This window comes from Haladaptatus ordinarius (genome assembly GCF_054177595.1).
Map to the genome: position 1 here is coordinate 13,060 of NZ_JBPEHH010000028.1, position 24,504 is coordinate 37,563.

Sequence of the window (24,504 nt, forward strand, 5' to 3'; positions counted from 1 at the left end):
ACGCGTGACTTAGTTCATTCTACTCGACTACGGTACGGAGAGCGACAGATTTAGAATCCGAGGTTTTTTGGTGTCACTCCGCAGGGAACCCCGTATGGTCGTGGGACTACTCAAGACACTGTTACCGTTCGGAAAGCGGGGGTTTCTCGTTGTCATCCTCGTCGCCGCGCTCGTCGGCGCAGGCGTCCTCTCCGGGGTTCTCGGCGCACCACGCGTCGGTATAGACAACGAGTTCGGTGACGTGTCGAACGAGACGACAGAGATACGGACCGCGCTCGTCGTGAACAATCCCAACCCGTTCGGGGTGCGGGTCGGAAATACGTCAGTCAACTACACCGTCGAGATGAACGACGTGGCGATGGCGTCGGGCCAGCGGTCGAATCTCGGATTGGACAGTGGTAACTCGACGCTCCTGTTCTCGACGCGGATGCAGAACGGAAAGATACCCGAGTGGTGGGTAACCCACATCCGAAACGACGAACAGACGACGCTTCGACTGAATTCGAAGGTCCGTTCCTCGCTCGTCGGTCGGTCGGTGCGCGTCCCCTACGAACAGCGCATCGAGACGGACATCATCGGTGAGTTCAACTCCACCGAAACGCGTCCGGTGAACGCAGACGCGCCGTTCGTCTCCGACCCCGTACTCTACGTGAACGAGACGAGCGCGAACTGGGGGTCCGTGACGCGCGAGCAGACTCCGATTCGGATGCGGATGCAGGTTTACAACCCAAAGCAGGTTCCCTACACGATTTCGGAGATCGGGTACGAGATGACGATGAACGACATCGCCGTCGGCAGCGGAACGGCGGAACGGCCGTACACGATTCCGGGTAGATCCGAGAAGACGGTTCAGATGAAGACCATGGTCGACAATCCACGACTCGACGAGTGGTGGGTAAGCCACCTCTCGAACGACCAGGTGACCGACCTGAGAATCGAGTTCTACGCCCGCATCGAGTTCCCGTCCGGCGAGACGGTGCGAGTGCCACTCCGCCAACTCACCTACGGAAAGCGCATCGAGACCCACATCTTCGAGAACGATTCGATCGAGGGCGCGGTCGAACGGTCGAACGTAACGACGGCACCCGGCGAAACCACGCGAACCACGACGGCGGACGAGTCGGAGACCACACCCTCAGGGACGACCGACGGTCAGGCGACGACGACCGAGACCACCACCGGCGGCGGGACGACGACCACGGACGACGGCGGATTGCTCGGGAGTCTGCTGGCCCCGGACCCACTCGTCGAGTAGCGCGGTATTTTCCTGCGCCGACAGAGTTTTTACCTCGGCGCGAACAGTTCGGTGTATGCCACGGAGTAGTCACTCTCCTGGTCGAGTTCTTCTCGGGCGATGAGAGTGCCGTAACGGCGATTCGAGACGGTGAATCGATAGTTCTGGACATCGACGGGCAGTCGTACGAACTGTCACGCGAGACGGCGACCGAACTGCAAGACGCTGTCGGGGACGCACTGACCGAACGCAGAGAGTTCTTCCGCACTGTGGGCACGTTCCGCGAGGACGGAAGCTACGAAGTGTCGCGTCGGAGCGCCGACTCGGCGGGGAATGCGAAGGTGTTCCCGAGTTTCGACGCGTTGGCCCGCCTGTTCGACCGACTACCGGACGAGTTTAGCGCGGAGGACGTGGGGCGAACCGGTATCACGGGGTCGCGGCGACACCTGCTGATTCGCCACTTCGCGGAACACCCCGACTTCGCCTGTCGAATCAGTTCGCGAAACCCCCTGACCGCCGAAAAAGAAGACGATATTGTCGGGGAAGAGACGACGACGGAGGTGGGGGCGGACTAGGAGAGACACGACGGGAGACAGAGGGTGCTGTGTGAGTAACGATACGCAAACACGATCGGTTTCGAAAACGAGACTAAAGGCCTCAGTTGATGGTCGTGTGCTCGCTCTCCTCGTTCAGCGCCAGGTTCGCCGCGATTTCGGCGTTTCGCATGGCGTACTGAGCAGTCTGTTGCAGGCTGACGAGCACGTCACGAACCTGAAGGAGGTCTTCATTCGAGATCTCGGGCAGGTCCGAGAGGATGTCCGACTCGCGGTCGCCGAGTTCGTGGAACTTCCGCCTGACTTCGAGCGTCTTGTCGTAGTCGCGCTCGACGGCTGCCTGCACCGCCAGCGACGTTATTTCGTCCACCTGGTCGGTGAACTCTCGAATCCGACGCATGGTGGCGGAGTCGACTTCGAGCGTGTGGTTTTCCGCTTCGAGGACGATGTCCGCGATGTCTTCTGCGTTGTCGGCCGTCAGTTCGAGGTTCTTCGCGATGGAGCGATAGCCGATGAGGGGGAACCCGCTCTCCAGTCCGACTGCACGAGCCAGATTCGGGTTCTCGTGAGCAGTGAAGATGAGCCGCAAGAGCAGGACGAAGATTTTGTTCGCCTGTCGCTCGCGGTTCAACGCCCGCTGTGCGAGGTCGGGATTGCCGTGAGCGAGTGCCTTCACCGCCTCGCCGCGCATGGTGCTTCCGGTATTCTCCAGTCGTTCCAGCAGGTTGTCCAGGTCGAAGTCCTCGGGGTCGACCGAACATCGGATGGCGATGCTGTCGGGCGTCTCTTCGATGACGCCGAGACCCATCAACTGCGTCTCCGCGTTGTAGACCGCGTTGATGTGGCTGCTCTCTAGGGTTTCGTCGCTCTCGACGTGGATGACTCGCCGCCCGAGAACGTACTGGGCGACGATGGCCCGTTCGACTGCGTCGGCGTCGAGTTGCTCCGTGTGAATCGTCGCCTCGGCTTCGTCGTCGTGGGCCGACTCCGGTAGGACGGTGAGCGAGCCTTTCCCGCTGATTCGAAGCGAAACCTCGTCACCCTTCTCGACCGCGTGTTCCTGTGCCCACTCGGCAGGGAGCGTCATCGCCAGCGTCGAAGGTCCCAGTCGCTGCACCTTCCGTGTTTCCATATCCTTGGATATACGCACGCACGCTTAAGCTTCACCATATGTCACTAAATGTCTTACAAAACCTTCAACATCCGGCGTTCGAACCGACCGACTCGAACCTTTCGCCAGCCACGGAGGGAGTCGTCGACGTCCCCGTCGCCGGTATCGACGCGGAGGACGCCGAGTCCGTCCAGTTTCGTCTTCGAAGCGACTACTTCGACGTCCGATTTGCGAATCACGGCGGGGGATATCTGGTCGTTTCCCCGACCGAAGACGAACCCCTGCCCGCCGATCGGTGAGACGACGACCACGTTTCGCTCGCCGAGGTGGTCCAGAATCTCCGCCTCGCTCGCGTCGCGCGCCAGGACCTCGCCGTCCCGCCACACGTCCACGCCGAGTGGGGACCCGTCGAATCCCAGTTCGGACTTTATCGTCCCCACCGTGCTCCCCGGTCCGAGGACATAGGTGACGCTGTCTTCGACGTCGGCAGCGACTCCCGCCGCGAGGCTCGCCACGGTTCCGCCGCCGAGTTGCTTTCCCGACTGGAGCGACTCGGCCACGGGCACGCGGGCGACGGCTTTCAATTCGGCTCGAACCTCGCCCTCGCGGTAGGCTCTTTCGTCGATGTCGTTCACTTCGCGCTCCTCGACGCGGTCGAACGACGCCGCGATTCGCCCCGCCGCTTTCGGTGTCACCGCGAACACTGCCGAGTAGATTTTCACTCCGGCAGGAACGCCGAGCATCGGAACTTCCGAGTCGCAGTCGGCCAGCGTCTCCGCCACGTCGACAGCAGTTCCGTCGCCGCCCACGAACAGGAGCAAGTCGACGCCCGCTTCGACGAGCGCCCTGACTGCGTCGCGGGTATCGGCCGCGGTCGTCTCGTCGTCGTCGGGTTCCCCCACGATTTCCGGGTCGAACCCCGCAGCACTGGCCTCCTCGGCACCCATCTCGCCACCGTACGTCAGTAGTTCGGTGTCGGGAGCGCGTTCGTGGAGGGCGGAGAGGGCGTCGATGGCACGCTCCGGTGCACGCGGTGACGCGCCGCGCTCCCGTGCCTCTGCGACCTTCCCGTCGGTGCCCTTGAGTCCGACCCGCCCCCCCATTCCAGCGATGGGGTTGACGACCACGCCGATTCGCATGGCAGGCGATTGGTGGGCGCGAATTAAAAGGCGTGTGGGCAGTGGCAAGCCACGCTCGTCGCACGCGTTGTCAAGAGTTAAGAGTACACACCGGTTACCGCCGAGTATGTTCCCACTCGCAGAGACGTTCCCCACGAACGCAGCAGGTATCGTCGTTCTCGTCGTCGGAATCGCGTCGGTCGCCGCCTGGCTGGCGTACCTCTACCGCTGACCCGGACGGTCGGGGCGCTCGACTCGCTCGCGCAGCCAGTCGGCGGCACTTCGCACGGTATCCTCGTCCGACCCCTCGATTTTGACGCGGACGTGGTCACCGGGATAGCTCCCGACTTTCACGTCGAATCGTTCCCGGAGTTCTTCGATTCGGTCGAGGAGTCCGCTCTCCGGTTCGTCCGCCGGGACGACCTCCCTGAAATGTGGCCCGCCGTCGAACTCGTCGGCCACGAGTTCGAACATCGCCTCCATCTCCTGGGGAACGCCCGGCAGGACGTAGATGTTCTCGATTTTCGCCCCCGGGGCGACGCCGACTTCGTTCGGGAGCATGCGTGACCCCTTCGGGAGGTGGGTCGTCCCCGCGACGAGGTCAGCGTGCTCGTAATCGGTGTGGTCTTCTATCCACTGGACCGCCTCAGTGTGCTCTTCGACCGGCACGCCCACTGCCGCGGCGACACCCTCCATCGTCAGGTCGTCGTGGGTCGGCCCGAGGCCGCCCGTGACGACGACGGCGTCGTACTCGGCGAGCGACTCGTTGACGACGCGAGCGATGTCGGCCACGCGGTCGGGCACGACGAACACTCGTTCGACCGAGACGCCGCGCTCGGTCAGCCGTTCTCCGAGCCACGCGGCGTTCGTGTTGACGGTGTCTCCGGAGAGGATTTCGTCTCCGACTGTGACCAACGCAATTCGCATACCGGAAGGTGAGTCGCCAGACGGAAAAGGGCTATCGCATTCCCGGCGGTGGGTCGTCGCCGAAATCGTCGTCCGAGATATCCACGCTCAACCCGAGTTCCTCGCGTTCGCGTTCGAGTTTTCGAATCTGGAATCGGTAATACGCGAGGCCGACGAGACCGATGACCAGGGCCACGCCGACGACGCCACCGAAGATGAACTTATCGCGGGCCAGATAGTAACGGACCGAGATGGCGTCCGGGTTGATGGACTCGTCCCAGATGACGTGAACCCGCCCGTCGTGCATCTCTGTCGAGTAGCCGCTGGGCCGCACGTCGCTCAGCAAGAACAGGTCGACGCGCATCCCGCGCGGGATGACGACTTCGTAGCTCCTGTCCTTGAGGTAGGTCGGCACCGTGAACGTCTTGCCCTGTCGCGGGGCTGTGTAGGCCAGTTTCCCCTTCCCTTTCGGCGGCGTGATTATCGTCTTCGATTTCGTCTTCTTGACGCGAATCTGGTCGGCACCGACGACCGTCCCGTTGGGATACTGGAACTTGACCGCCGAAATCTCGACGGGGGCCTTCTCGCCGAACGACTCCTCCTGGTGGATTTCGAGCGTCGTCTTCCCGCTGAGGTCGTAGACGGCCTGATACTCGTTACCGGAGACGTTGTACGTCACGTCGCGTTCGGTGTCCCAGTCGTACGTCGCGTTCTTCGAGAGTTTCTCCTCGCTTATCTGGTCCGGGCCGAATATCGACGTACATCCCGCGCTCGCCGCGAGGACGGCGAGTAGCCCGCACGCGAGGATGAGCCGGCGATTCATGGAATGACGCAACGAATCTCGGCCGGGATGTACTCGCCGATGCTGGCGAGCAGTCCCGGCGGGTCGGTGTCTTCCGTGCAGACGATACTCTGTTCCAGCAGGCCGAGTCGTTCGACAGTCACGATGTCACGGGCGTGTCCTGCGCGGTTGACCGTCGCACGCACCTCGCCGCGCGTCGCGCTGTTGACGTTCACGCGTCCACCGCCACGCGACCACTCGTACAGGCGGTCGCGTTCTTCGTCCGCGAGACGGGACGGCTCACCGTCGCCGTACACGAATCGCATCGGGAGATGCTGGACGAGACCGAACCGCTCGACGACCTGTGCCGGCGTGCCGGGTCCGAGACCGAGTTCGGACGCCGGAATCCGAACCTCCCGTCCGGCGTCGAGGACGACCCCGTCGTCATCCCACGATTCGAGCGTTCCGACGTACGTTTCGCCCTCGCGGAGGTCGGGCGTAACCTCGCCCCACTCCTCGCGGAGGACGTTTCGAGCGACGACCTCGTCTTCGCCCTCGACCGTCACGGTGACGAAATCGTCGTGGCGGACGCCGATTTCGTACGAGACGTCGAGGTCACCGAGGGCGTTTTCGACGAGCGAACCGAGACCGTCGAGCGCCCGGTGTTTCGCGTCGCCCCTGACGTACACTTTGGTTGCGAGGACGACCATTATACTCCGAGTTCCTCGACGTTGAGTTCGCGTTCGAGTTCGTCGATTCGCTCGTCCATCGAATCGACCAGCATCGTGTTGTCCATCGATTCGAGGGGTGAGCCACATTCGGGACACTCGAAGCCAAAGTCCATCGCCTCGCCGAACTCGAAGCGAAGCGAGCAGATCTCACAGAGGTAGAACTCGTGGTTTCGCTCGTACTCCTCGCGCTGTCTCAGCGCGTCCAGCAGGCGGTACATCTCCTCTTCTAGATTCCCCGGAATCTTGTCGTACTCGAACGTCCAGAGATAGGTGAGCCACCCCGAATCCTCGTCGCGGAGTCGCCGATACGTCGCGAGGTCGTTCTCGTAGAGGATGAAAAGCGCCCTGCGAACGTCGTTGAGTTCGAGGTCGAGTTCTTCCGCGAGTTCCTCGTCGGTAACCTCACCGTCGGGCGGCGCGGCGGCGACCGGCATCCCCTTCGGGCCGACCAGTTCGTGGAGATACTTCTGTATCACCGGGTCGCTCAGTAGGTCCTCGAAAGCCATTGATACGTTATACCGGGTCGTTCATCTGTTTAAAACCATCGGGAGACGGTCGAAGGTGGTCGTTCTGACGCACAATCGCGGGTGAAAAAGAGCGTGCCGAGCACGTCGAAGCGTTCTCGAAGGGGTTTCCGTCGCCAGCGAGCCGATTCCACAGGCGATACATCACAGAGAGGAGAGCAATTAAGACGCCCGCGGCAGTGGTTCTCACGCATGGAACGGAAAATCGTCGCACCGCCGGAGCTGGCGGAACCTCGGGGATTCAATCACGGCGTCCTGGTCGACGGCGGGAAGACGCTGTATCTTGCCGGGCAGGACGCGACGGGACCGGACGGCGATATCGTCGCCCGCGACGACCTCGTCGGCCAGTTCGAACGGGTGCTCGAAAACCTCGCGACGGTCGTCGAGAACGCGGGCGGGACGAGCGAGGACATCGTGAAACTCACCATCTACGTCGTCGACCGCGAGGCGTACCGTGCGAACCTCGAACCGCTCGGCGAGGTGTTCGGCCACTACTTCGAGGAGTATCCGGCGCTCGCACTCTTCGAGGTGAGCGGCTTCTTCAAGGAGGCGGCGCTGGTCGAGTTAGAAGGGTTCGCCGTCATCGACGAGAAAGCGGATGAAGTGGAGGATGTAGAGGGGAGTGATGAGGTGGAGGAGGCGGACGATGCTCGGTGAATTTACCGTCACTGACGCCCACGAAGCCCACCGCGAGACGGTGCGGGAGTTCTGCGAGGACGAGATTCTCCCCCGCGTCGACGAGTACGAGGAACGCGAGGAGTTCCCAGCCGACCTCGTTCGACGTGTCGGCGAGGCTGGACTGACGGGTGTCCCGTTCTCGACCGAGGTGGACGGTGCCGGACTCGACTACCGCTCGTTCGTCGTCACGGTCGAGGAACTCTCTCGCGCGTGGAAACTCGTCGCCGGCGCGGTCAACATCGCCTGTGGTCTGGTCGGCTATCCCATCGCCGAGTTTGGCACCGACCGACAACGCGAAAAGTGGCTCGCACCCATCTGTCGGGGCGAGTCCATTCCGGCGCTGTCGATGACCGAACCCGAAGCGGGAAGCGACGCCGCCGCGATGGAGACGACCGCCCGCCGAGAGGGCGACGAGTGGGTGCTCGACGGCCACAAGGTCTGGACGACCAACGGCGAAGCCGCGGACTTCCTCCTCGTGGTCGCACGGACCGTGGAGGAAGACGAAAGCCGCACAGCGGAGAAATCAGGCCACGACGAGTTGAGCCTCCTCGGCATCCCCGACCCCAGCGACCGAGACGGCGTCGAGTTCGTCCGGAACATCCCCTGCATGGAGGGAGAGACGGCCATCGAGAGTGAGATTCGATTCGACGAGGTTCGCGTGCCCGCCGAGAACGTCGTCGGCGAGGAGGGACGAGGCTTTCGCTACGTCATGGAGGGACTCGACATCGGGCGAATCGGCACCGCCGCACAGGGCGTCGGCCTCGCGCAGGGGTCGCTCGACGCGGCGAGGGCGTTCGCGGACGAGCGCGAGCAGTTCGGGCAACCGATACGCGAGTTCCAGGGAATCGGATTCAAACTGGCCGACATGGCTACCCGGACGCAGGCGGCGCGGCTCCTGACCATGTACGCCGCCGGAAAACGCGACCGGGGGGAGCGCGTCACGCAGGACGCGGCGATGGCGAAAACCTTCGCCACGGACGCCGCGATGGACATCGCCATGGAGGCGGTGCAGGTGCTGGGGTCGCGGGGCTACTCGCGGGACTACCCCGTCGAACGGTACATGCGCGAGGCGAAGGGAACCCAGATTTACGACGGAACGAACGAGGTGAACCGACTCGTCGTGAGCAAGCGGCTGTACGAATGACCGACGATTCGCCTCGGCGCTACTACGAAGACCTCGTGGTGGGCGAGACGTTCGACCTCGGAACCGAAACGGTCGCCGAGGAGGAGGTCGTCTCGTTCGCCGAGCGGTTCGACCCGCAACCGATACACACCGACGCGGAGACGGCCGAAGCGTCGATGTTCGGCGAACTCGTCGCCAGCGGCTGGCACACGGCCGCCATCAGCATGCGCCGGTTCGTGGACGGCGTCATCGAGCGGGAGGGTATCGCCGTCGTCGCAGGTGTCGAAGTCAGGAACCTCCAGTGGCGACGCCCCGTCCGTCCCGGCGACGTTCTCAGCGCGGACGCGGCGGTCGTCGGCCTCGAAGAGTGGGACGACGAACATGGTATCGTCCGGTTCGAACTGACCATGCGGACGGACGATGGCGACCCCGTCTTACACATGACGAAACGAGTGCTCGTCTTGCGCGAGTGACGACTGTGCTCTTCTCGAACGATTCCGACAGACGCCAGCGTTGTCGAACGATGCTGGTGTGTCCGACCGACGCCACCTTGATTAGCCGCGCTCTCGCATCTCGGGGAGATGACCGAACTGACACCGGACTTTTCGGAGCAGGTGGCCGTCGTCACCGGCGGCACTCGCGGAATCGGACGTGCGATAACCGAAGTATTCGCGGAGGCGGGGGCCGACGTCGTGCCGACGTCTCGAACCGAGAGCGACGTCGCGGAGGCCGCCGAGGCCGTCCGCGAGCGCGGCGGTGAATCGCTCGTCGTTCCGACGGACGTCGGTGACGGGGAAGCAGTCACAGAGCTCTTCGCGCGGGTCGAAGACGAGTTCGGGCGCATCGACGTCGTGGTCAACAACGCCGGAATCAACCCGGGAGGTGCCCTCGGCACCCCCGAGTCGGTCGAGATGGAGGCGTTCGACCGAACGCTCGACGTTAACCTCCGGGGCGCGTTCGCCTGTGCGAAAGCGGCAGGGCCGTCTCTGCGCGAGTCCGGCGGGGCGCTCGTCAACGTCGCCAGCGTCGGCGGCGTCGTCGGCATCCCACGCCAACACCCCTACGTCGCGTCGAAACACGGTCTCGTCGGCCTGACGAAGAGTCTCGCACTCGACTGGGCACCGGACGCCCGCGTCAACGCCGTCGCCCCCGGTTACGTGACCACCGACCTCACCGACGGCATCCGCGAGAACGAAGCCCTCTACCAACGCCTGCTCGACCGAACGCCGATGGAGCGGTTCGCCGACCCCGAGGAGGTGGCCGCCCCCGTCCTCTTTCTCGCAAGCGACATGGCGACCTACGTGACCGGGGAGTGTCTGGTCGTGGACGGCGGCTGGCTCGCCGAGTGAACCGCGAGGGGGATGTGTTCCCAATCGACGTGCGGGAGGCCGAAGCAGAAACGTCGCATCCCGCAGTGATGGGCAAAAAACGACGGCTCGTTCCGACCAGTGAGTATACTCATTTTGGAGCAGTCCGTATTCTATCTCGGGAACCTGTGATTCTTCGGGGGTTCACCACTGCCATCGAGTCCGTTCTCGGAGGTATCTTTTTTCGAACCCGGGATAGATACTCCTGCCATGACCGAAGTCAACGCCGAGTTCGGCGTCGTGGACGGTGTCGCCCGAATCGAGATTCGACGCGAGGAGAAGCTGAACGCGGTCGACATGGCGACGAAGCTGGCCATCACCGACCGACTCCGTGACTATCGCGACCGAACCGACGTGCGAGTCGTCCTCTTCGAGAGCGCGGGTGATGCGTTCTGTGCCGGTGGCGACTTACAGGAGGTCAAAGAGCGCGAGTACGCCCTCGAACCGTTCACCGAGACATGGGACGACCTGTTCACGGAGATGCGGACGATGCCACAGCCGACGGTGGCGAAGATAGACGGCCACACCTACGGCGGCGGCTTCGACCTCCTCTTGCACGCCGACGTCTCCATCGCCGCGAACGACGCCCAGATCGGCCAACCGGAGTCGGCGCTCGGCATCGTCAACCACTTCTCGCCGCCGGAACTGGTGGGTCGGGTCGGCCTCCCGACGACGATGGACTTGCTGATGACCGGCGAGGCGATATCCGGGGAGCGGGCCGACGACATCGGACTCGTGGCCAGAAGCGTCCCCGCCGAGGAACTCGACGAGACGGTCGAATCGGTGCTCGACGCGCTGAAAGCCAAGAGTCCGCGGGTGCTGAAGAAGCTCAAGCGCGGTCTCTACGCGAGCACGGAGATGTCGCCGACGGCGGCGAAATCACATCTGGAAGCCATCTCGCTGGAGGCGGCGCGTGCCGACCCCGATTATCGTGAGGGCGTCGATGCGCGACTCGAACGCCGCGACCCCGAGTGGCCGGAGTGACTGACGACGGGTGTACGACGCGTCTTCAAGTAAGTTGACCGCACCATATGTTTATTATCAATCGTGTGGTACGTGTTTCCATGCCAGACGAAGGCCAGCAACACGAGTTCGGGTCGTACGGCGGTCGGTACGTCCCGGAGGAATTGGACGACGCGCTTCAACAGTTAGCCGACGCTTACGACAGCGTCAAGGACGACGACGATTTCCAGGCCGAACTCCAACGACTCCAGCGGGATTTCGCCGGGCGGCCGACGCCCCTGTATCGCGCCGACCGACTGTCCGAGGAGTACGGTGCGACCATCTACCTGAAACGCGAAGACCTGCTCCACGGCGGCGCGCACAAACTCAACAACTGCCTCGGCCAGGGACTCATGGCGAAACACGCTGGGAAAGAACGCCTCATTGCCGAAACGGGAGCGGGCCAGCACGGGACGGCCACATCCATCGTCGGCGCGCTCCTGGGTCTCGATACGGTCATCTATCAGGGGAAAAAGGACCTCGAACGGCAGAAGATGAACGCCTTCCGCATGGAGCTGATGGGTGCGGAGGTCGTCGAAGTGACACAGGGCGGACAGGGGCTGGCCGACGCGGTCGACGTCGCCCTCGAAGACCTCATCGAGAACGTCGAGGACACCCACTACCTCGTCGGGTCGGTCGTCGGTCCCGACCCGTTTCCGAGGATGGTGCGGGACTTCCAGTCGGTCATCGGCAAGGAAGCCCGCGAACAGATTCTCGAAAAGGAAGGACGCCTCCCCGACGCTGCGGTCGCATGTGTCGGCGGTGGGTCGAACGCGATGGGACTGTTCCACGCCTTCCGAGACGACGACGTCGCGTTCTACGGCGCGGAGGGCGGTGGCGAGGGCGACGATTCGAAGCGCCACGCGGCCCCGCTCGCCCGTGGGAAAGAGGACGTCATCCACGGGATGCGGACGCGAACCATCGACGACGACGTGGAGGTCCACTCCATCGCGGCGGGGCTGGATTATCCCGGCGTCGGCCCCGAGCACGCGATGTTCCGCGAGGTCGGTCGCTGTGAGTACCAGGCCATCGTCGACGACGAGGCACTCGAGGCGTTCCAGGACCTCTGTCGTCTCGAAGGAATCGTCCCGGCGCTGGAGTCGAGCCACGGTATCGCCCTGGCGAAGAAACTCGCGGCCGACAGCGACCCCGACGACGTCATCGTCGTGAACCTCAGCGGCCGGGGTGACAAGGACGTCGACAAGATCGCGAACGAGTATCTCCAGTCGAGCTAGAGCGAATCGCGAAGTCGCGTGAAAATCTCCTCCTCGCGGTCGGCGAGCGTCGCCGCCTGCGTCCCGGCGTCGGCGAGAAGCCGTGCCTGCTCTTTTCCGTCCGACTCGCTCGCGTCTTTCAGCGTCTCGCTCAGGCGCGTCCAGTCGTCGGCCACCTCGTGGAGGCTGGCCGGGAGGTCGTCGTCGAGACCGAGGTCCGGTGCGGCCTGGTCGAGGAAGTCGGCGTACAATCGCCGGAACGCACCGCCACCGGTGCCGCGTCGTTCGATGTTCTGGTACGCGAATCGGGCACACCAACTCGTATCTTCCAACTCCGTCCACGTCGGGAGGTCGTCTGCGAACCGTCGGATGCCGTCGATACCCTGCGTTCGCCAGGGGCCGTTCTCCGGTTCCAAAAGCAGCGACGCCGCTCGTTCGATGGCGTCACTGCTCGCTGTCGTGCGGTCTCGCTTGACGGTGGCGTCGCGCACCACGAGCCACCGGTTATCGAGTGGACCGAACCCGTACTCCGAATCCCACGCGTCTCGCAGACTCGACGCCGGCAGTCGCTGTATCGACTCGAACTCGCTGTCCGAGAGGAGAACGTCCTCGCCGTCGATTCCGACGCAGACGAGCGTGTGGGGACCGAAGTGCGTGCTGGTATCGAAGTAATCGAGGTAGAACAGGTCGACGAACAGGACGACCGGGTCGCCGTCGGCGACGTGGCCTCGCACGTCGTTCCACGCCGTTTCCCAGTCCTGCCCGCTTTCCTCCCGATACTCGATGCCGAGCGTCTCGAAGAATCCGGTTTCGAGTTGCCCGTTCCGTCCCATTATCAGCCGACTCGCCGGGCCACGGTCGTAGTAGCCGAACCCGAGTCCCGACCCGACTCCGAAACAGAACGACTCGTTCAGTCCCCACTCGTAGTAGTCTGCGAGATTTCGAAGCGACGCCGACCCACAGTGCGCGCCAGGGGTGTGCGTGTACTCGGAGAGTTGCATGTTCAATCGACTGCCGTACCGTCGTATAGTAATATCGCCTGCCGGCGTTCGTCGGGCGATCGCCCTCGTCAGGTCACGCCGCCACCGCGGGCTTCGAACTGCTCGTACTCTCGTTCGTCTATAATCTCGCGCAGGTGTTCGACGGCGTCCCACACGTCTTCGAAGCCGACGTAGAGTGGTGACGGACACACGCGAACGACGTTCGGCGGGCGGAAGTCGCCGACGACGCCGCGCGCTTTGAGTGCCTCCGTGATGCGGTAGGCTTCCGGATGTTCGACGGCGACGTGGCCGCCTCGCCGAGGGGGGTCGCGCGGCGTGCCCACGTCGCACTCCGGCAGGCGTTCGTCCACGAGAGACACGAGATACTCGGTGAGTTCGACCGACCGTTCGCGCAGGGTCTCGATACCGACCTCGTCGAGAATATCGAACACGCCTGCGAGCGGTGCGGCGCTCAACACGGGAATCGTGCCGGTTTGCCACGCTCCGGCCGACCGTGCCGGTGTGTAGGTCATCCGCATCTCGAACTGCGTCTCCTTCTCGTGACCCCACCACCCCGCGAGCGCGGGAATCTCGCCGTGGTAGTCGCTGTCGACGTACAGTCCCGCGACGGCACCCGGCCCCGCGTTCAGGTACTTGTAGTGACACCACACGGCGAAATCGACGTCGTGTTCGGCCAGCGAGTGTGGAACCACTCCCACGGAGTGTGCGAGGTCGAATCCCGCGTAGGCGTCGTGGTCGTGGGCGAGGTCGGTGACGCGCTCGACGTCGAGGAGTTGGCCGGAACGATAGAAGACCGAGGGCATGAAGACGATGCCGACCTCGTCGTTCGCGTCGAGCGCCGCCGCGATGTCCTCCTCACGGACGGTGCGCCCGTCGCGCGACTCGACGACGACCAGGTGCTCGTCGGGGTCGAGGCCGCGCGTGCGAAGCTGTGCTCGAATCGCGTAGTGGTCGGTCGGGAAATCGAGTTCGTTCACGACGACGCTCTGTCCGCGCCCTTCGCGCGCACACCGGTCGAGGAAGGTGCCGACGAGCGTGTGGATGTTGACGGTCGTGGAGTTGGCCACCACGACTTCGTCCTCGTGCGCGCCGACCATCGGCGCGAGGCGCTCGCCGAGACGCTCGCCGTAGTGGAACCACGGCGGGTCGCCGTCGGTCCAACCGCGGATTCCGAGTTCGCGCCACTCGTCGACGACGTGTTCGAGGCTCCGTTCGGCGTCCGTCGAGAGCGGACCGAGTGAGTTGCCGTCGAGGTAGATGTCGTCGGAGAGGTAAAATCGGTCCCGAAGGTCTACGATGGCCGCATCGTCGCGTCGCTGGGCGTACTCGCGCCCGAGTTCGAACTCGTCGTCCATGGTACCCCTGCTATCTCCGTCAGGGAGAGTTTTTCGGAGAATCGTCCGATAGACGATTCGAAACCGACGGTGCGAGCGACCACGGCACCCGTTCGTCGGCCGAAAACCCCGGGAGAACCACCGGAACAACCAAGACGGCGTGCCGATTCATCCAACGCATGTCAGAGCGCGCCGACGAACTCGACCCCGAACTCGCGGCGGTCGTCGAGGAAATCGAGTCGATGGGGATTCCGGAGTGGCACGAACTGTCGGTCGAAAGTAGCCGCCACGTCGAAGACGAACTGTTCACGACGGGCGGTGGCCCGGAGATGGCGTCCGTCCGCGACCTCGCGTTCGAGGGTCCCGAGAGCGAGATATTCGTTCGCGTCTACCGCCCGCCGGCCGACGGTCCACTGCCGACGCTCGTCTACTATCACGGCGGCGGGTGGGTGCTCGGCACCCTCGACTCGGTGGAGAACATCTGTCGCGAACTCGCCGCGCGTGCGGCGTGTCTCGTCGTCTCGGTGGACTACCGACTCGCGCCCGAACACCCGTTCCCGGCGGCCATCGACGATGCGACTGCCGCGCTCGAGTGGGTCGCCCGGAACGACGACGTCCTCGGCGGCGACGGGCGGGTGGCCGTCGGCGGGACCAGTGCCGGGGGTAATCTCGCCGCCTGCACCGCCCTCCGTGCCCGCGAGGAAGACGGCCCCGAGGTCACGCGACAAGTGCTCTTGTACCCCATCACGAACCGGTCGCTCGACACGGACTCCTACCGCGAGAACGCAGACGGACCGCTTCTGACGCGGGCCGACATGGAGTGGTTCTGGAACCACTACCTTCGCAGTTCGGTCGACGGCTACAATCCGTTCGCCTCGCCACTGCGGAGCGACGACCTCTCGGGCGTCGCTCCGGCGACGGTGGTCACCGCCGGGTTCGACCCCCTGCGCGACGAGGGAGTCGCCTACGCCGAACGGTTGACGGACGCGGGCATCGCCGTCGAACACCATCACTATCCGTCGATGGCGCACGGATTCCTCAGTCTGACCGACGACGTGACCGCCGCAGACGAGGCGATGAACGAGGTCGCCGCGAGCATCTGGTGAGGCGCGTCGGATCAATCGTCACACGCCACTGGTTCGGTCGAATCCGGTGACGTGATTCGTCGAACAGTGAGTATCTCTGTGTCCGATTGTACACATTCGGAATCTAACTGCCAGAGTTGACAACGAGCGTAAGCTTCATATTTTAATATGTGTGACGTGGACGGGAAATCACGTATGACCGAACGCGTCGACACACTCGACCACGAGCGGTTCGATATCAGTCCCGACCACGGATTTCTACCAGATACCGAACCACTCTCGGCGTTCGGGACGGACGCCCCTTCGCACCTCCGACGACTCGACGAGTTGGGCCACGCGCTCCCCGACCTACTGGAGCGAGGCGAACTTCGCCCGGCAGTCGAAGCCCTCGAAACGCCTGACAGGGCACTGTTCGACGAGTTGACCGACCGCGAACTCGTCCGCGTCTACAGCGTCACCGGTTTCCTCGCGAACGCGTACGTCCACCAGGACGACACGCCGGTTGCCGACAGCATCCCTACCGGTATCGCTGTCCCACTCTACGAATCGACGAGCAGACTCGGGTGTACGCCGGTTCTCTCCTACGACGCGTACGTGTTGCACAACTGGGTGCGCGAGGACCCCGGCCGGCCGATGACGCCGCACAACGTTCGAACCATCACGAACTTCTTCGCGCCGGGGGACGAACGCTGGTTCATCGCGATTCACGTCGCCATCGAAAGCGCGGCGGGGCCAGCGATAGCCGCAATCGGCGAGGCCCAACAGGGCGTCGTGGAAGACGATTCGACCCGCGTGTTACGCGCCCTTCGCACTATCGAGGACTCGTTGCACGACATCACGACCGCGCTGGACAGGATGCCCGAGCACAACGACCCCGAGACCTACGGGCGGGCGTTTAGACCGTACCTTCGCTCGCTCAGCGGTGTGGAGTACGAGGGCGTGCCGGAACTCGATGGCCCACAGTCGTTCCGGGGGGCGTCCGGTGCCCAGTCCAGTCTCTTTCCGGCGCTCGACGCCGTCCTGGGCATCGACCACGGTGACAACCCCCTCGTCGACCACCTCCACACGCTGCGGGGGGACATGCCCCGGGCCCACCGAGCGTTCGTCGAGGCCGCCGAGGCGGGCCCCGACCTCCACGAGTACGTCGCGAACGCCGACGACGGTCTTCGCGAGGCTTACAACGAGTGTATCGACCGGATGATAACGTTCCGCGAACACCACGTCGACGTCGTCGAGACCTATCTCACCAAACCGCTCGGCGAGCGAAAAGGGACCGGTGGGACACCGCACAGTCGCTACCTCGGGTCGTTTACCGAGGACACGCGGGAGAAACGACTGCCCGCGTAGGACAGTCTTACTCGATGAACTCGAGTTCGACTCGTTTCTGTTCGTACTCCTCGGCGACGTGGTCACGGAACGTGCCGAGGTCCACGTCCTTCCGTTCGCGTTCCTTTCGGTCACGAACCGAGATGGTGCCGTCCGCTTCCTCCTGGTCACCGACGATTATCATGTAGGGGACGCGGTCGTCGTGGGCCTGTTGAATCTTCCGTCCGACCGTCCACGAGCGGTCCTCGACTTCGACGCGGAAGTCGTCGAGTTCGTTCGCCACCCGGTAGGCGTAGCCCAGGTTGTCGTCGCTGACGGGGAGGATGCGAACCTGTTCGGGCGAGAGCCAGAACGGGAACTTCCCGTCGAAGTGCTCGATGAGCACCATGAAGAAGCGTTCGTAGCTTCCGTAGAGTGCGCGGTGTATCATGACCGGGCGCTCGCGCTCGTTCTCCTCGGTGACGTATTCGAGGTCGAACCGTTCGGGCATATTGAAATCGAGTTGCACCGTCGGTCCGTCCCAGACGCGGCCGAGGGCGTCCTCGAAGCCGAAGTCGATTTTCGGCCCGTAGAACGCCCCATCGCCCGCCTCAATGGAGTAGTCCATCGACGAGGATTCGAGCACCGCTCGCAGTTGCGATTCGGCCTGTTCCCACAGTTCGTCGCTGCCGACCGATTTCTCGGGGCGGGTCGCGAGCGCGACTTCCACGTCCAGGTCGAACGTCTCGATGACCTCGAAGATGAGGTCCATCACCTGTCGAATCTCGGCTTCTATCTGGTCGGGGCGGACGAACAGGTGGCCGTCGTCGATGGTGAACGACCAGACGCGCGAGAGACCGGAGAGTTCGCCGCGCTGTTCTTTGCGGTAGACCTTGCCGTTCTCGAAGTAGCGAACCGGGAGGTCGCGGTAACTCCACGTGTCCTGGTCGAAGATGGTCGCGTGGCCGGGACAGTTCATCGGCTTGAGGCCGTACTCTTCGTCGTTGACCTCGAGCAGGAACATGTCGTCGACGTAGTTGTCGTAGTGGCCCGACTTCTTCCACAGTTCGGTGCGAAAGAGATGGGGGGTCTCGACTTCGTCGTATCCCGCATCGCGGTTGAGTTCCCCCGCGAAATCCGAAAGTTCCCGCAGGATAGTCTTCCCGTTGGGGTGATACAGCGGCAGACCGGGCCCGGTTGTCTCGTCGATAGAGAAGAGGTCGAGTTCACGACCGAGTTTGCGGTGGTCGCGCTCTTCGGCCTGCTCGCGTCGTTCGAGATACTGGTCGAGTTCGTCTTCGGTGGGGAACGCGGTTCCGTAGACGCGGGTCAGCGACTCGTTTTTTTCGTCGCCACGCCAGTAGGCCGCCGACGTTTCGAGAATCGTGAACCCGCCGATTTCGCCGGTCGATTCGACGTGCGGCCCCTTACAGAGGTCGACGAACTCGCCCTGTTCGTAGAACGAAATCGGGTCTTCGCCCGCCGCCTCGGTGTCGAGGACGTCCTGCTTGTAGGGATTATCCTCGTACAGTTCGAACGCCTCCTCGCGCGATTTCTCCACGCGCTCGATGTCGAGGTCCTCTTCGATGATGGCGTGCGCTTCGTCTTCGATCTCGGCGAGGTCGTCGCTGTCGAGTTCGACGCCGGAGATGTCGTAGTAGAATCCCTCGTCGGTCCACGGGCCGATTGCGAGTTTCGCTTCGGGGTGGCGTCGCTGGAGGGCCTGTGCGAACACGTGCGACGCGGAGTGTCGGAGGACGTCGAGATACTCGTCGCTCTGGTCGGTGACGATGACGAGTTCGCGGTCTTCGGTGAGGGGCGTCGCCTTGTCCACGAGGTCGCCGTCGACCACGCCAGCGACCGTGTCGCGGCCGAGCCCTGGGCCGATTTCGTACGCGACGTCCTCGACCGTCGCGCCTTCGGCGACCGTCAACTCGGAGCCGTCTGGAAGCGTTACCACTATCTGTTGGTCTTCGTTCTTAGACATGAATACATCACGTGTCCCACTGCCGGAATCTGAGTGACAGCATCGGCGGTAGGGTCTCGATTACTCGTTTTCCGACCGGCCTGTAAAGCGAACACCTACCGTCATACTCGTGCGGTTCTATCCCCCCGAGCCATATAAATCCCCTCATTCGTGGTCGGTGACAATCGCCGACACCGGCGACCGGTCTGGGTTACGAAACGTAATTCGATGATTATAGGTTACTTTTTGTACGACCGGCGATTATCCACCGCTATGAGCGAACAGGTGCGGCCCCTCGAACTGTGGTGTGAGGGCGAAGAGTGGTGTCCCATCACTGCGACGGCGCGACTGGTCGGGAAGAAGTGGCATCCGGTCATCGTCCACCGGTTGCTCGAAAACGGCCCGCTCGGGTTCAACGCGCTCAAAGAGGAGGTAGACGGCATCTCCAGCAAGGTGCTCTCGGACAGTCTGGAGGACCTGGAGAACAAACGGCTCGTCAACCGCGAAATCGTGAACGAGAAACCGGTGCGCGTCGAGTACTCGCTGACTCCGAACGGTGAGTCGCTCGAACCGGTCATCTTCGCGATGCGCGACTGGGGGATGGAGTATCTCACCCCGGCGAAGGACAAAGATTCGGCGATTGCGTAGTCTCAGCTGAGGTCGACGCGATCGAATCGCAGGTAGCCAAGCACCACGGGGACGGCGAACCAGGCGACCAGGACGACCAGCCCGAACCAATCTTCGAGGTAGAACGGAACCTCTCCGACGACTCGGTCGGCGAACGATGCGGCGGGCGTCTCCGGTAAGAAGAGACCCGACGCCATCGTGTACGCATTTTTGGGATTCAACGTCAGAACGAGGTAGTACCACGCCGGAAGCGGCCCGGCACTCGGGATGGTTCCCTCGGCGAGGTAGTAGACGCCCATCGGAACGTAATCCCAGAGGATCTGGAACGCGACGAACACGCCGACGGCGACGCCCATCGCCCGTCCTCGCGTCGCCGTCGCCGCAGAGATGCCGACGGCGATGCCGACGAACGTCGCGCCGAAGAAGGCGGTCAGGAGGAGCAAGAGGAGGTAGTCACCCACCGAGACGCCGCCGTACAACGCGGCGAGAACGCCCGCGGTGACGACGAACGCGGCACCGATAGCGACGGAGACGACGGCAGTCCGTCCGAGCAGTTTGCCGACCACTACGTCCGCTCTGGTGTGTGGCAATCCGAGGAGGAGTTTGATGCTCCCCGACTCGCGCTCGCCAGCGATGGAGAGATAGGCGGCCACGAGTGACGTGATGGGGATTATCAGCCCCGCTGGTAGGGTGAGTATCTGGAGTGCCGACATCTCGTTCAGTTCCATGATACCGTCGAGCGCGAACACCGTCCCTCCCGTGAAGAGGACGAACAGGACGGTGATACCCCAGAGCATCTTCGACCGGACTGCGTCCTCGAAGTCCTTCCGGGCGACGACGAGGGAACTCACGACGACACCTCCGATTCGAGCCGCTGGTCGCCGGCGTCGGAGGTGTAGGTGGTAAAGAGGTCTTCGAGCGAGGACTCTTTGGTGGTGATGTCGGTGACGGTGGAACCGGCCTCCTCGACCCGATTGATGACCTTGGCTTTCGCGCTCGATTCGGTGTACGTCACCGAGATGCGACTGCCGTCTATCGTCGTCCCCGTCACGCTCTCGATATCGCCGAACGAGACGTCCGGGACCGTATCCACGACCAGTTCCATGGTGGCCCCGGCGTCGGTGGCCTCGCGCAACCCGGCGATGGTGTCGACGGTGACGAGTTCGCCGCGATTCATGATGGCGACGCGGTCGCAGACCGCCTCGACCTGGCTGAGAATGTGGCTGGAGAAGAAGACGGCGGTGCCGCGTGCGGCCTCGGCGCGGATGATTTCGCGCATCTCGCGCACGCCATTCGGGTCGAGTCCCGAGGAGGGTTCGTCTAGGATGAGCAGGTCGGGGTCACCGACGAGCGCCATCCCGAGCGTGAGCCGCTGGCGCATCCCCTTCGAGTAATCGCCCGCCGGACGCGCGGCGTCCTCGGCCGAGAGGCCGACGCGTGCTAGGATGTCCGCGACGGTGTCGTCGGTCTGCTTGGAGTCGATGGCGAACTGGACGTGTTTTTGCCCGGAGAGACGGTCGTAGAGGTCGAACGCATCGGGGAGGATGCCGATGCGCCGATGGATGGCCTGCGTCTCGGTCTGGGCGTCGTAGCCGAGCACGGTGGCACTGCCGGTGGTGGGCCGGACGTAGTCTAAGAGCATGTTGATGGTGGTGGATTTGCCCGACCCGTTCGGGCCGAGGAAGCCGAAGACCTCGCCTTCCTCGACCTCGAGGTCGAGGTCGGAGACGGCGACCACGTCGCCGAACCGCTTCGTGAGATTAGTTGTTCGAATTGCAGTCATAGATTCACGTTGGAACGGTGTCCAGTTCAGGGGATACCTGTTTCGATTTGTTGGCTGTCTAACAATAATCCAACTAAAAATTCTTCGTACTGGCTTTATCCGTAGGACCGTTTCACATCGTTCGTACTGGAAAGATAGCCGATGGGGTCAACGATATTTTTGCATATTATCTGTCATCATCGTTCGGCGTCAGAGACGTGCGTCTTGGTGGCGCGCGCCGACGTGACCGACAGGGTCTCGTCCAGTTCGACCGCCAGTTCGTCCTCGCCGACGGTCAACGTCACCCGAAACTCGTAGGGGTCGGTGGAAACACACTCCGTCTGCCACCGGTCGGAGCGGATGTACTCGAACAGTTTCCAGAACGATTCGTTTCTGATGTCCGTTCCGTGGTTCCAGTAGAACGTGACGACGGCGGGGTGATAGACGAGCGCCCGTTCGATGGGGGAGGTGAGTCTGAAACCACACTGTTCGCACGTGTGGACGCTGACGAAGACGTCGGTCACCGGTTCTCGACCGGGCTGGATTTCGCTCGTCATCCGACCGAGACAGTCGGCACAAACCCCATCCAGCGCCATCGAATACTCGTCACGCACGTACCGGTCCGCGCTCTGCATAATCTCTCTGGGCGTTCGATTTTTGACCTGCGCCGGGGACAGGAGAAACGACAGCAACCGGAGTTCACACTCCGCACATCGAACCACGAGCATCTCCTCTTCGTACGTCGCTCGGAGCGTCGTCGCGTGACAGTCCAGACACACCCCGTCGAGTTCGACCGGTTCGAACTCGGGTCGTTCGTGGTACGTGCCTGCCCGAATCGTCCGTGCGATCTTGTCTCCGGCGTACGTGAGTTTGTACCCGGTCTCCGTCTCTCGGACGAACGTCCCGGTGAGTTTCTGCAGGTGGTAGGAGAACTGTGAGGAGTTCGACGCGTCGACGCGGTCGTAGAGCTCCGAAAAGGACAGGCCGTCTGCGGGACCGGCTCCGGAATCGGACTGTGCGTGTTCGACGAGCACCCGGAGGATATCGACCCGGATCTCGTTTCCGAGTATCGAAAACGCCTCCTCGGGAGACGACCGTTCCCGGCTCGGCGGGTCGTCAGGACGGTTGGTCATCGGTTCGCTGGTAGTAGACGAACCATCAAGACCCTTGCCGATTCACACCGACCGCTTTTCCTTCGTCACGACACTGACGTTTCGAATCGCGGTGTCGGGATACTGCCCGTCGTCGTCCTTCTCGGCGGCCTTCACCATGTCCCAGACGACGTTCAACCCGGTCGTCACGCCCTCCAGCGCTTCCATCTCACAGCCCGTCTTCCCGGTCGTCTCCACCGCCACCGAGAGCAGGACGTGGTCGTCGCGCACGTCGAAGTCGGTCTCGACGTTCGTGATGGGTATCTGGTGGCACATCGGGATGGTCTCCCACGTGTGTTTGACCGCCTGTACCGCACCGACCCGGGCCGTCGCCAGCACGTCACCCTTCTGCAGATCGTCTGCGCGGATGGCCTCGACGGTCGACGGCCGGAGGTGAATCTCTCCCTCGGCGACCGCTCGGCGGGCCGTGTCGGGCTTGTCGCCCACGTCGACCATCTGTACCTCCCCCTCGTCGTCGGTGTGGGTCAACTCGTCGGAGTCAGCCATCGAAATCACCCCAGATGGCCGTCGGGACGGTTTCGAGTAAGTCGGAAGCGAGGAGACCTTCCCCGTGTTCGTCGTACAGCAGGTCGCCCGCCCGTCCGTTGACGTACGACCCGACGCAGGCGGCGTCGAAGGCGTCCGCGGTTCCGAACAGGCCCGCGACGATTCCGGCGAGCACGTCGCCCGTCCCGCCGACTTTCATCCCGGTGTTGCCCGTCCGGACGATGCGCGTGCGCTCGCCGTCCGAAATCACGTCGGTCGCGCCTTTCGCCAGCACGACGTGACCGAGGTCGGCGGCGAGGGCTTCGATGTCGTCGGTCACCTCGCGCAGGTCGTCGGCCTCCGGACCACCCATCTCGGCGAGTTCTTTCCGGTTCGGCGTGCAGACCAGCGTCGCGTCGGTGTCGAGGTCGGGTATCGCGGGGAGCGCGTCGGCGTCCACCACGGCCCGGCCCGTGAACGATTCGAGGAACTCGGTAGCCGCCTCGATGGTCTCGTCTGCGTTGCCCAGTCCCGGCCCGAGGACGACCGTGTCGTCGTAGTTCTCGGCCGTCTCGACGTGGCCGTCGACCTGTTCGGGTGTGAGTCGGTCGCCCTCGTAGGGCTGGACGATGAGGTCTTCGGCGTACCCCTGAATCTCCCCCGCGACGGTGTCGGGTGCGGCGACGAACGAGAGGTCCGCCCCCGCGCGCAGGGCCGACTGCGCCGCGAGCGCGGGTGCACCCGTGTACGGACCACCGCCGATGACGAATACGCGACCGCCGACGTCGCCGCGAACCCCTCGGAGGTCGCCCGGCCCGACGAATCGCTCTGCGGCGGTCGGGATACCGATGTCCGCGACCGATACTACACAGTCGAGGTCGGTGAGGCCGGGTTTCGTATCATGGAAGGTGACGACGCGGTCTGCTTCGACCGCCGTCCCGGACGCTTCTCCCGTGTCGGCGTTCACGCCCGAAGGAACGTCCACTGCGAGCACCGTCGCGTCGGATTCGTTGATTCGTTTCGTGGCGGTCGCTTCAGGCTCTCGAAGCGCGCCGGTCACGCCGGTGCCGAGCATGGCGTCCACGACGACATCGCAGTCGGGCAAATCGAACGTACGAGAGTCGGTCACTTCCGTCGTGTCGTACTCGGCGTTCTGAAGCGCGTCCCAGTTCTCGCGGGCGATGTCGGTGCCGATGGCTTCGGCTCGACCGAGCAAGAGCACGGACACCTCGTAGTCGTCCAGAAACCGGGCGGCGACGAAGGCGTCTCCGCCGTTGTTCCCGCGCCCCGCCACGACGACCACTCGCGCATCCGGCGGGGCGACGTCGCGCACCTCGCGGGCGATAGCGTTGCCGCTAGACTCCATCAACTGCTTGCGCGGCACGCCGAGTGCCTCGGCGTTCTCGTCTACCGCGGCCATCCGGTCTGCGGTAATCATACCCGG

General features: G+C 63.6%; 25 protein-coding genes. 11 read left to right on the forward strand and 14 right to left on the reverse strand.

Annotated elements, in window-relative coordinates:
- The first annotated feature begins 94 nt into the window (after window positions 1–94).
- Together ACR3FF_RS12040 and ACR3FF_RS12045 are read left to right on the forward strand one after the other, a co-directional pair.
- Window positions 95–1,255: an LEA/WHy family protein gene (locus tag ACR3FF_RS12040; RefSeq protein WP_458188270.1), complete on the forward strand. Its 1,161-nt coding sequence runs from the start codon at window positions 95–97 to the stop codon at window positions 1,253–1,255.
- A 143-nt stretch (window positions 1,256–1,398) separates the two neighbouring features.
- Window positions 1,399–1,809 (forward strand): DUF7528 family protein, encoded by a 411-nt coding sequence (locus tag ACR3FF_RS12045; RefSeq protein WP_458188329.1) that lies wholly within the window; start codon window positions 1,399–1,401, stop codon window positions 1,807–1,809.
- Window positions 1,810–1,891: 82 nt separating this feature from the next.
- On the opposite strand, the gene ACR3FF_RS12050 is transcribed toward ACR3FF_RS12045, so the two are convergent.
- The 6 genes from ACR3FF_RS12050 to ACR3FF_RS12075 all read right to left on the reverse strand — a co-directional run bounded on the left by ACR3FF_RS12050 (window position 1,892) and on the right by ACR3FF_RS12075 (window position 6,941).
- Window positions 1,892–2,920 (reverse strand): PhoU domain-containing protein, encoded by a 1,029-nt coding sequence (locus ACR3FF_RS12050; RefSeq protein WP_458188271.1) that lies wholly within the window; start codon window positions 2,918–2,920, stop codon window positions 1,892–1,894.
- A 53-nt stretch (window positions 2,921–2,973) separates the two neighbouring features.
- A complete protein-coding gene (locus ACR3FF_RS12055) occupies window positions 2,974–4,038 on the reverse strand; it encodes an ATP-NAD kinase family protein (protein ID WP_458188273.1) in 1,065 nt (354 codons plus the stop codon).
- A 201-nt stretch (window positions 4,039–4,239) separates the two neighbouring features.
- Window positions 4,240–4,944, reverse strand: a complete 705-nt coding sequence (locus ACR3FF_RS12060; RefSeq protein ID WP_458188274.1) for a competence/damage-inducible protein A — start codon at window positions 4,942–4,944, stop codon at window positions 4,240–4,242.
- A gap of 31 nt (window positions 4,945–4,975) precedes the next feature.
- Window positions 4,976–5,746, reverse strand: a complete 771-nt coding sequence (locus tag ACR3FF_RS12065) for a DUF5803 family protein (protein ID WP_458188275.1) — start codon at window positions 5,744–5,746, stop codon at window positions 4,976–4,978.
- Complete coding sequence (locus ACR3FF_RS12070; RefSeq protein WP_458188277.1) at window positions 5,743–6,414, reverse strand: DUF2110 family protein; 672 nt, start codon at window positions 6,412–6,414, stop codon at window positions 5,743–5,745. Before ACR3FF_RS12070 ends, ACR3FF_RS12065 begins: the two co-directional genes overlap by 4 nt.
- Window positions 6,414–6,941 (reverse strand): transcription factor, encoded by a 528-nt coding sequence (locus tag ACR3FF_RS12075; protein WP_458188278.1) that lies wholly within the window; start codon window positions 6,939–6,941, stop codon window positions 6,414–6,416. Before ACR3FF_RS12075 ends, ACR3FF_RS12070 begins: the two co-directional genes overlap by 1 nt.
- Window positions 6,942–7,151: 210 nt before the next feature.
- Between ACR3FF_RS12075 and ACR3FF_RS12080 the strand changes: the two genes are divergently transcribed.
- From ACR3FF_RS12080 to trpB, 6 genes are all read left to right on the forward strand, one after another.
- Complete coding sequence (locus ACR3FF_RS12080; protein ID WP_458188279.1) at window positions 7,152–7,616, forward strand: RidA family protein; 465 nt, start codon at window positions 7,152–7,154, stop codon at window positions 7,614–7,616.
- Window positions 7,606–8,781 (forward strand): acyl-CoA dehydrogenase family protein, encoded by a 1,176-nt coding sequence (locus ACR3FF_RS12085; protein ID WP_458188280.1) that lies wholly within the window; start codon window positions 7,606–7,608, stop codon window positions 8,779–8,781. The genes ACR3FF_RS12080 and ACR3FF_RS12085 overlap by 11 nt, the downstream gene beginning before the upstream one ends.
- Complete coding sequence (locus ACR3FF_RS12090; RefSeq protein WP_458188281.1) at window positions 8,778–9,233, forward strand: MaoC/PaaZ C-terminal domain-containing protein; 456 nt, start codon at window positions 8,778–8,780, stop codon at window positions 9,231–9,233. The genes ACR3FF_RS12085 and ACR3FF_RS12090 overlap by 4 nt, the downstream gene beginning before the upstream one ends.
- Before the next feature lie 108 nt (window positions 9,234–9,341).
- Window positions 9,342–10,109 (forward strand): SDR family NAD(P)-dependent oxidoreductase, encoded by a 768-nt coding sequence (locus ACR3FF_RS12095; RefSeq protein ID WP_458188282.1) that lies wholly within the window; start codon window positions 9,342–9,344, stop codon window positions 10,107–10,109.
- A gap of 228 nt (window positions 10,110–10,337) precedes the next feature.
- A complete protein-coding gene (locus ACR3FF_RS12100; protein WP_458188284.1) occupies window positions 10,338–11,111 on the forward strand; it encodes an enoyl-CoA hydratase/isomerase family protein in 774 nt (257 codons plus the stop codon).
- 80 nt (window positions 11,112–11,191) lie between these two features.
- A complete protein-coding gene (trpB, locus tag ACR3FF_RS12105; RefSeq protein WP_458188285.1) occupies window positions 11,192–12,364 on the forward strand; it encodes a tryptophan synthase subunit beta in 1,173 nt (390 codons plus the stop codon).
- Here trpB and ACR3FF_RS12110 read toward each other — a convergent pair.
- Together ACR3FF_RS12110 and kynU are read right to left on the reverse strand one after the other, a co-directional pair.
- On the reverse strand, window positions 12,361–13,344 hold the full coding sequence (locus tag ACR3FF_RS12110; RefSeq protein WP_458188286.1) for a BtrH N-terminal domain-containing protein: 984 nt from the start codon (window positions 13,342–13,344) through the stop codon (window positions 12,361–12,363). The genes trpB and ACR3FF_RS12110 overlap by 4 nt on opposite strands.
- Window positions 13,345–13,412: 68 nt before the next feature.
- A complete protein-coding gene (kynU, locus tag ACR3FF_RS12115) occupies window positions 13,413–14,699 on the reverse strand; it encodes a kynureninase (protein WP_458188288.1) in 1,287 nt (428 codons plus the stop codon).
- Window positions 14,700–14,857: 158 nt separating this feature from the next.
- Here kynU and ACR3FF_RS12120 point away from each other — a divergent pair, with 158 nt between their 5' ends.
- A complete protein-coding gene (locus tag ACR3FF_RS12120) occupies window positions 14,858–15,784 on the forward strand; it encodes an alpha/beta hydrolase (protein ID WP_458188290.1) in 927 nt (308 codons plus the stop codon).
- Between the two features lie 174 nt (window positions 15,785–15,958).
- Window positions 15,959–17,110 carry a PrnB family protein gene (locus ACR3FF_RS12125; protein ID WP_458188291.1) on the forward strand — a complete coding sequence of 384 codons (1,152 nt, stop codon included), beginning with the start codon at window positions 15,959–15,961 and terminating at the stop codon, window positions 17,108–17,110.
- A gap of 7 nt (window positions 17,111–17,117) precedes the next feature.
- Here the strand turns inward: ACR3FF_RS12125 and thrS are convergent, their stop codons facing one another.
- Window positions 17,118–19,055 (reverse strand): threonine--tRNA ligase, encoded by a 1,938-nt coding sequence (thrS, locus tag ACR3FF_RS12130; RefSeq protein ID WP_458188292.1) that lies wholly within the window; start codon window positions 19,053–19,055, stop codon window positions 17,118–17,120.
- Window positions 19,056–19,307: 252 nt separating this feature from the next.
- Here thrS and ACR3FF_RS12135 point away from each other — a divergent pair, with 252 nt between their 5' ends.
- Window positions 19,308–19,682 (forward strand): winged helix-turn-helix transcriptional regulator, encoded by a 375-nt coding sequence (locus tag ACR3FF_RS12135; protein WP_458188293.1) that lies wholly within the window; start codon window positions 19,308–19,310, stop codon window positions 19,680–19,682.
- Window positions 19,683–19,684: 2 nt separating this feature from the next.
- Here the strand turns inward: ACR3FF_RS12135 and ACR3FF_RS12140 are convergent, their stop codons facing one another.
- The 5 genes from ACR3FF_RS12140 to ACR3FF_RS12160 all read right to left on the reverse strand — a co-directional run bounded on the left by ACR3FF_RS12140 (window position 19,685) and on the right by ACR3FF_RS12160 (window position 24,498).
- Complete coding sequence (locus ACR3FF_RS12140; RefSeq protein ID WP_458188295.1) at window positions 19,685–20,512, reverse strand: ABC transporter permease; 828 nt, start codon at window positions 20,510–20,512, stop codon at window positions 19,685–19,687.
- Window positions 20,509–21,444, reverse strand: a complete 936-nt coding sequence (locus tag ACR3FF_RS12145) for an ABC transporter ATP-binding protein (RefSeq protein WP_458188296.1) — start codon at window positions 21,442–21,444, stop codon at window positions 20,509–20,511. Before ACR3FF_RS12145 ends, ACR3FF_RS12140 begins: the two co-directional genes overlap by 4 nt.
- A 176-nt stretch (window positions 21,445–21,620) precedes the next feature.
- A complete protein-coding gene (locus ACR3FF_RS12150) occupies window positions 21,621–22,556 on the reverse strand; it encodes a winged helix-turn-helix domain-containing protein (RefSeq protein WP_458188297.1) in 936 nt (311 codons plus the stop codon).
- A 42-nt stretch (window positions 22,557–22,598) separates the two neighbouring features.
- Complete coding sequence (gene moaC / locus ACR3FF_RS12155) at window positions 22,599–23,081, reverse strand: cyclic pyranopterin monophosphate synthase MoaC (protein WP_458188299.1); 483 nt, start codon at window positions 23,079–23,081, stop codon at window positions 22,599–22,601.
- The gene (locus ACR3FF_RS12160; RefSeq protein WP_458188300.1) at window positions 23,074–24,498 is read right to left on the reverse strand and encodes an NAD(P)H-hydrate dehydratase; all 1,425 of its coding nucleotides are present in this window, start codon (window positions 24,496–24,498) and stop codon (window positions 23,074–23,076) included. Before ACR3FF_RS12160 ends, moaC begins: the two co-directional genes overlap by 8 nt.
- Window positions 24,499–24,504 lie beyond the last annotated feature (6 nt).

Bases quoted from the DNA above. Each gene is read 5' to 3' on its own strand.
- ACR3FF_RS12040 (WP_458188270.1), top strand. From the start codon at position 95: ATGGTCGTGGGACTACTCAAGACACTGTTACCGTTCGGAAAGCGGGGG.
- ACR3FF_RS12050 (WP_458188271.1), bottom strand. From the start codon at position 2,920: ATGGAAACACGGAAGGTGCAGCGACTGGGACCTTCGACGCTGGCGATG.
- ACR3FF_RS12055 (WP_458188273.1), bottom strand. From the start codon at position 4,038: ATGCGAATCGGCGTGGTCGTCAACCCCATCGCTGGAATGGGGGGGCGG.
- ACR3FF_RS12060 (WP_458188274.1), bottom strand. From the start codon at position 4,944: ATGCGAATTGCGTTGGTCACAGTCGGAGACGAAATCCTCTCCGGAGAC.
- ACR3FF_RS12065 (WP_458188275.1), bottom strand. From the start codon at position 5,746: ATGAATCGCCGGCTCATCCTCGCGTGCGGGCTACTCGCCGTCCTCGCG.
- ACR3FF_RS12070 (WP_458188277.1), bottom strand. From the start codon at position 6,414: ATGGTCGTCCTCGCAACCAAAGTGTACGTCAGGGGCGACGCGAAACAC.
- ACR3FF_RS12075 (WP_458188278.1), bottom strand. From the start codon at position 6,941: ATGGCTTTCGAGGACCTACTGAGCGACCCGGTGATACAGAAGTATCTC.
- ACR3FF_RS12080 (WP_458188279.1), top strand. From the start codon at position 7,152: ATGGAACGGAAAATCGTCGCACCGCCGGAGCTGGCGGAACCTCGGGGA.
- ACR3FF_RS12085 (WP_458188280.1), top strand. From the start codon at position 7,606: ATGCTCGGTGAATTTACCGTCACTGACGCCCACGAAGCCCACCGCGAG.
- ACR3FF_RS12090 (WP_458188281.1), top strand. From the start codon at position 8,778: ATGACCGACGATTCGCCTCGGCGCTACTACGAAGACCTCGTGGTGGGC.
- ACR3FF_RS12095 (WP_458188282.1), top strand. From the start codon at position 9,342: ATGACCGAACTGACACCGGACTTTTCGGAGCAGGTGGCCGTCGTCACC.
- ACR3FF_RS12100 (WP_458188284.1), top strand. From the start codon at position 10,338: ATGACCGAAGTCAACGCCGAGTTCGGCGTCGTGGACGGTGTCGCCCGA.
- trpB (WP_458188285.1), top strand. From the start codon at position 11,192: ATGCCAGACGAAGGCCAGCAACACGAGTTCGGGTCGTACGGCGGTCGG.
- ACR3FF_RS12110 (WP_458188286.1), bottom strand. From the start codon at position 13,344: ATGCAACTCTCCGAGTACACGCACACCCCTGGCGCGCACTGTGGGTCG.
- kynU (WP_458188288.1), bottom strand. From the start codon at position 14,699: ATGGACGACGAGTTCGAACTCGGGCGCGAGTACGCCCAGCGACGCGAC.
- ACR3FF_RS12120 (WP_458188290.1), top strand. From the start codon at position 14,858: ATGTCAGAGCGCGCCGACGAACTCGACCCCGAACTCGCGGCGGTCGTC.
- ACR3FF_RS12125 (WP_458188291.1), top strand. From the start codon at position 15,959: ATGACCGAACGCGTCGACACACTCGACCACGAGCGGTTCGATATCAGT.
- thrS (WP_458188292.1), bottom strand. From the start codon at position 19,055: ATGTCTAAGAACGAAGACCAACAGATAGTGGTAACGCTTCCAGACGGC.
- ACR3FF_RS12135 (WP_458188293.1), top strand. From the start codon at position 19,308: ATGAGCGAACAGGTGCGGCCCCTCGAACTGTGGTGTGAGGGCGAAGAG.
- ACR3FF_RS12145 (WP_458188296.1), bottom strand. From the start codon at position 21,444: ATGACTGCAATTCGAACAACTAATCTCACGAAGCGGTTCGGCGACGTG.
- ACR3FF_RS12150 (WP_458188297.1), bottom strand. From the start codon at position 22,556: ATGACCAACCGTCCTGACGACCCGCCGAGCCGGGAACGGTCGTCTCCC.
- moaC (WP_458188299.1), bottom strand. From the start codon at position 23,081: ATGGCTGACTCCGACGAGTTGACCCACACCGACGACGAGGGGGAGGTA.
- ACR3FF_RS12160 (WP_458188300.1), bottom strand. From the start codon at position 24,498: ATGATTACCGCAGACCGGATGGCCGCGGTAGACGAGAACGCCGAGGCA.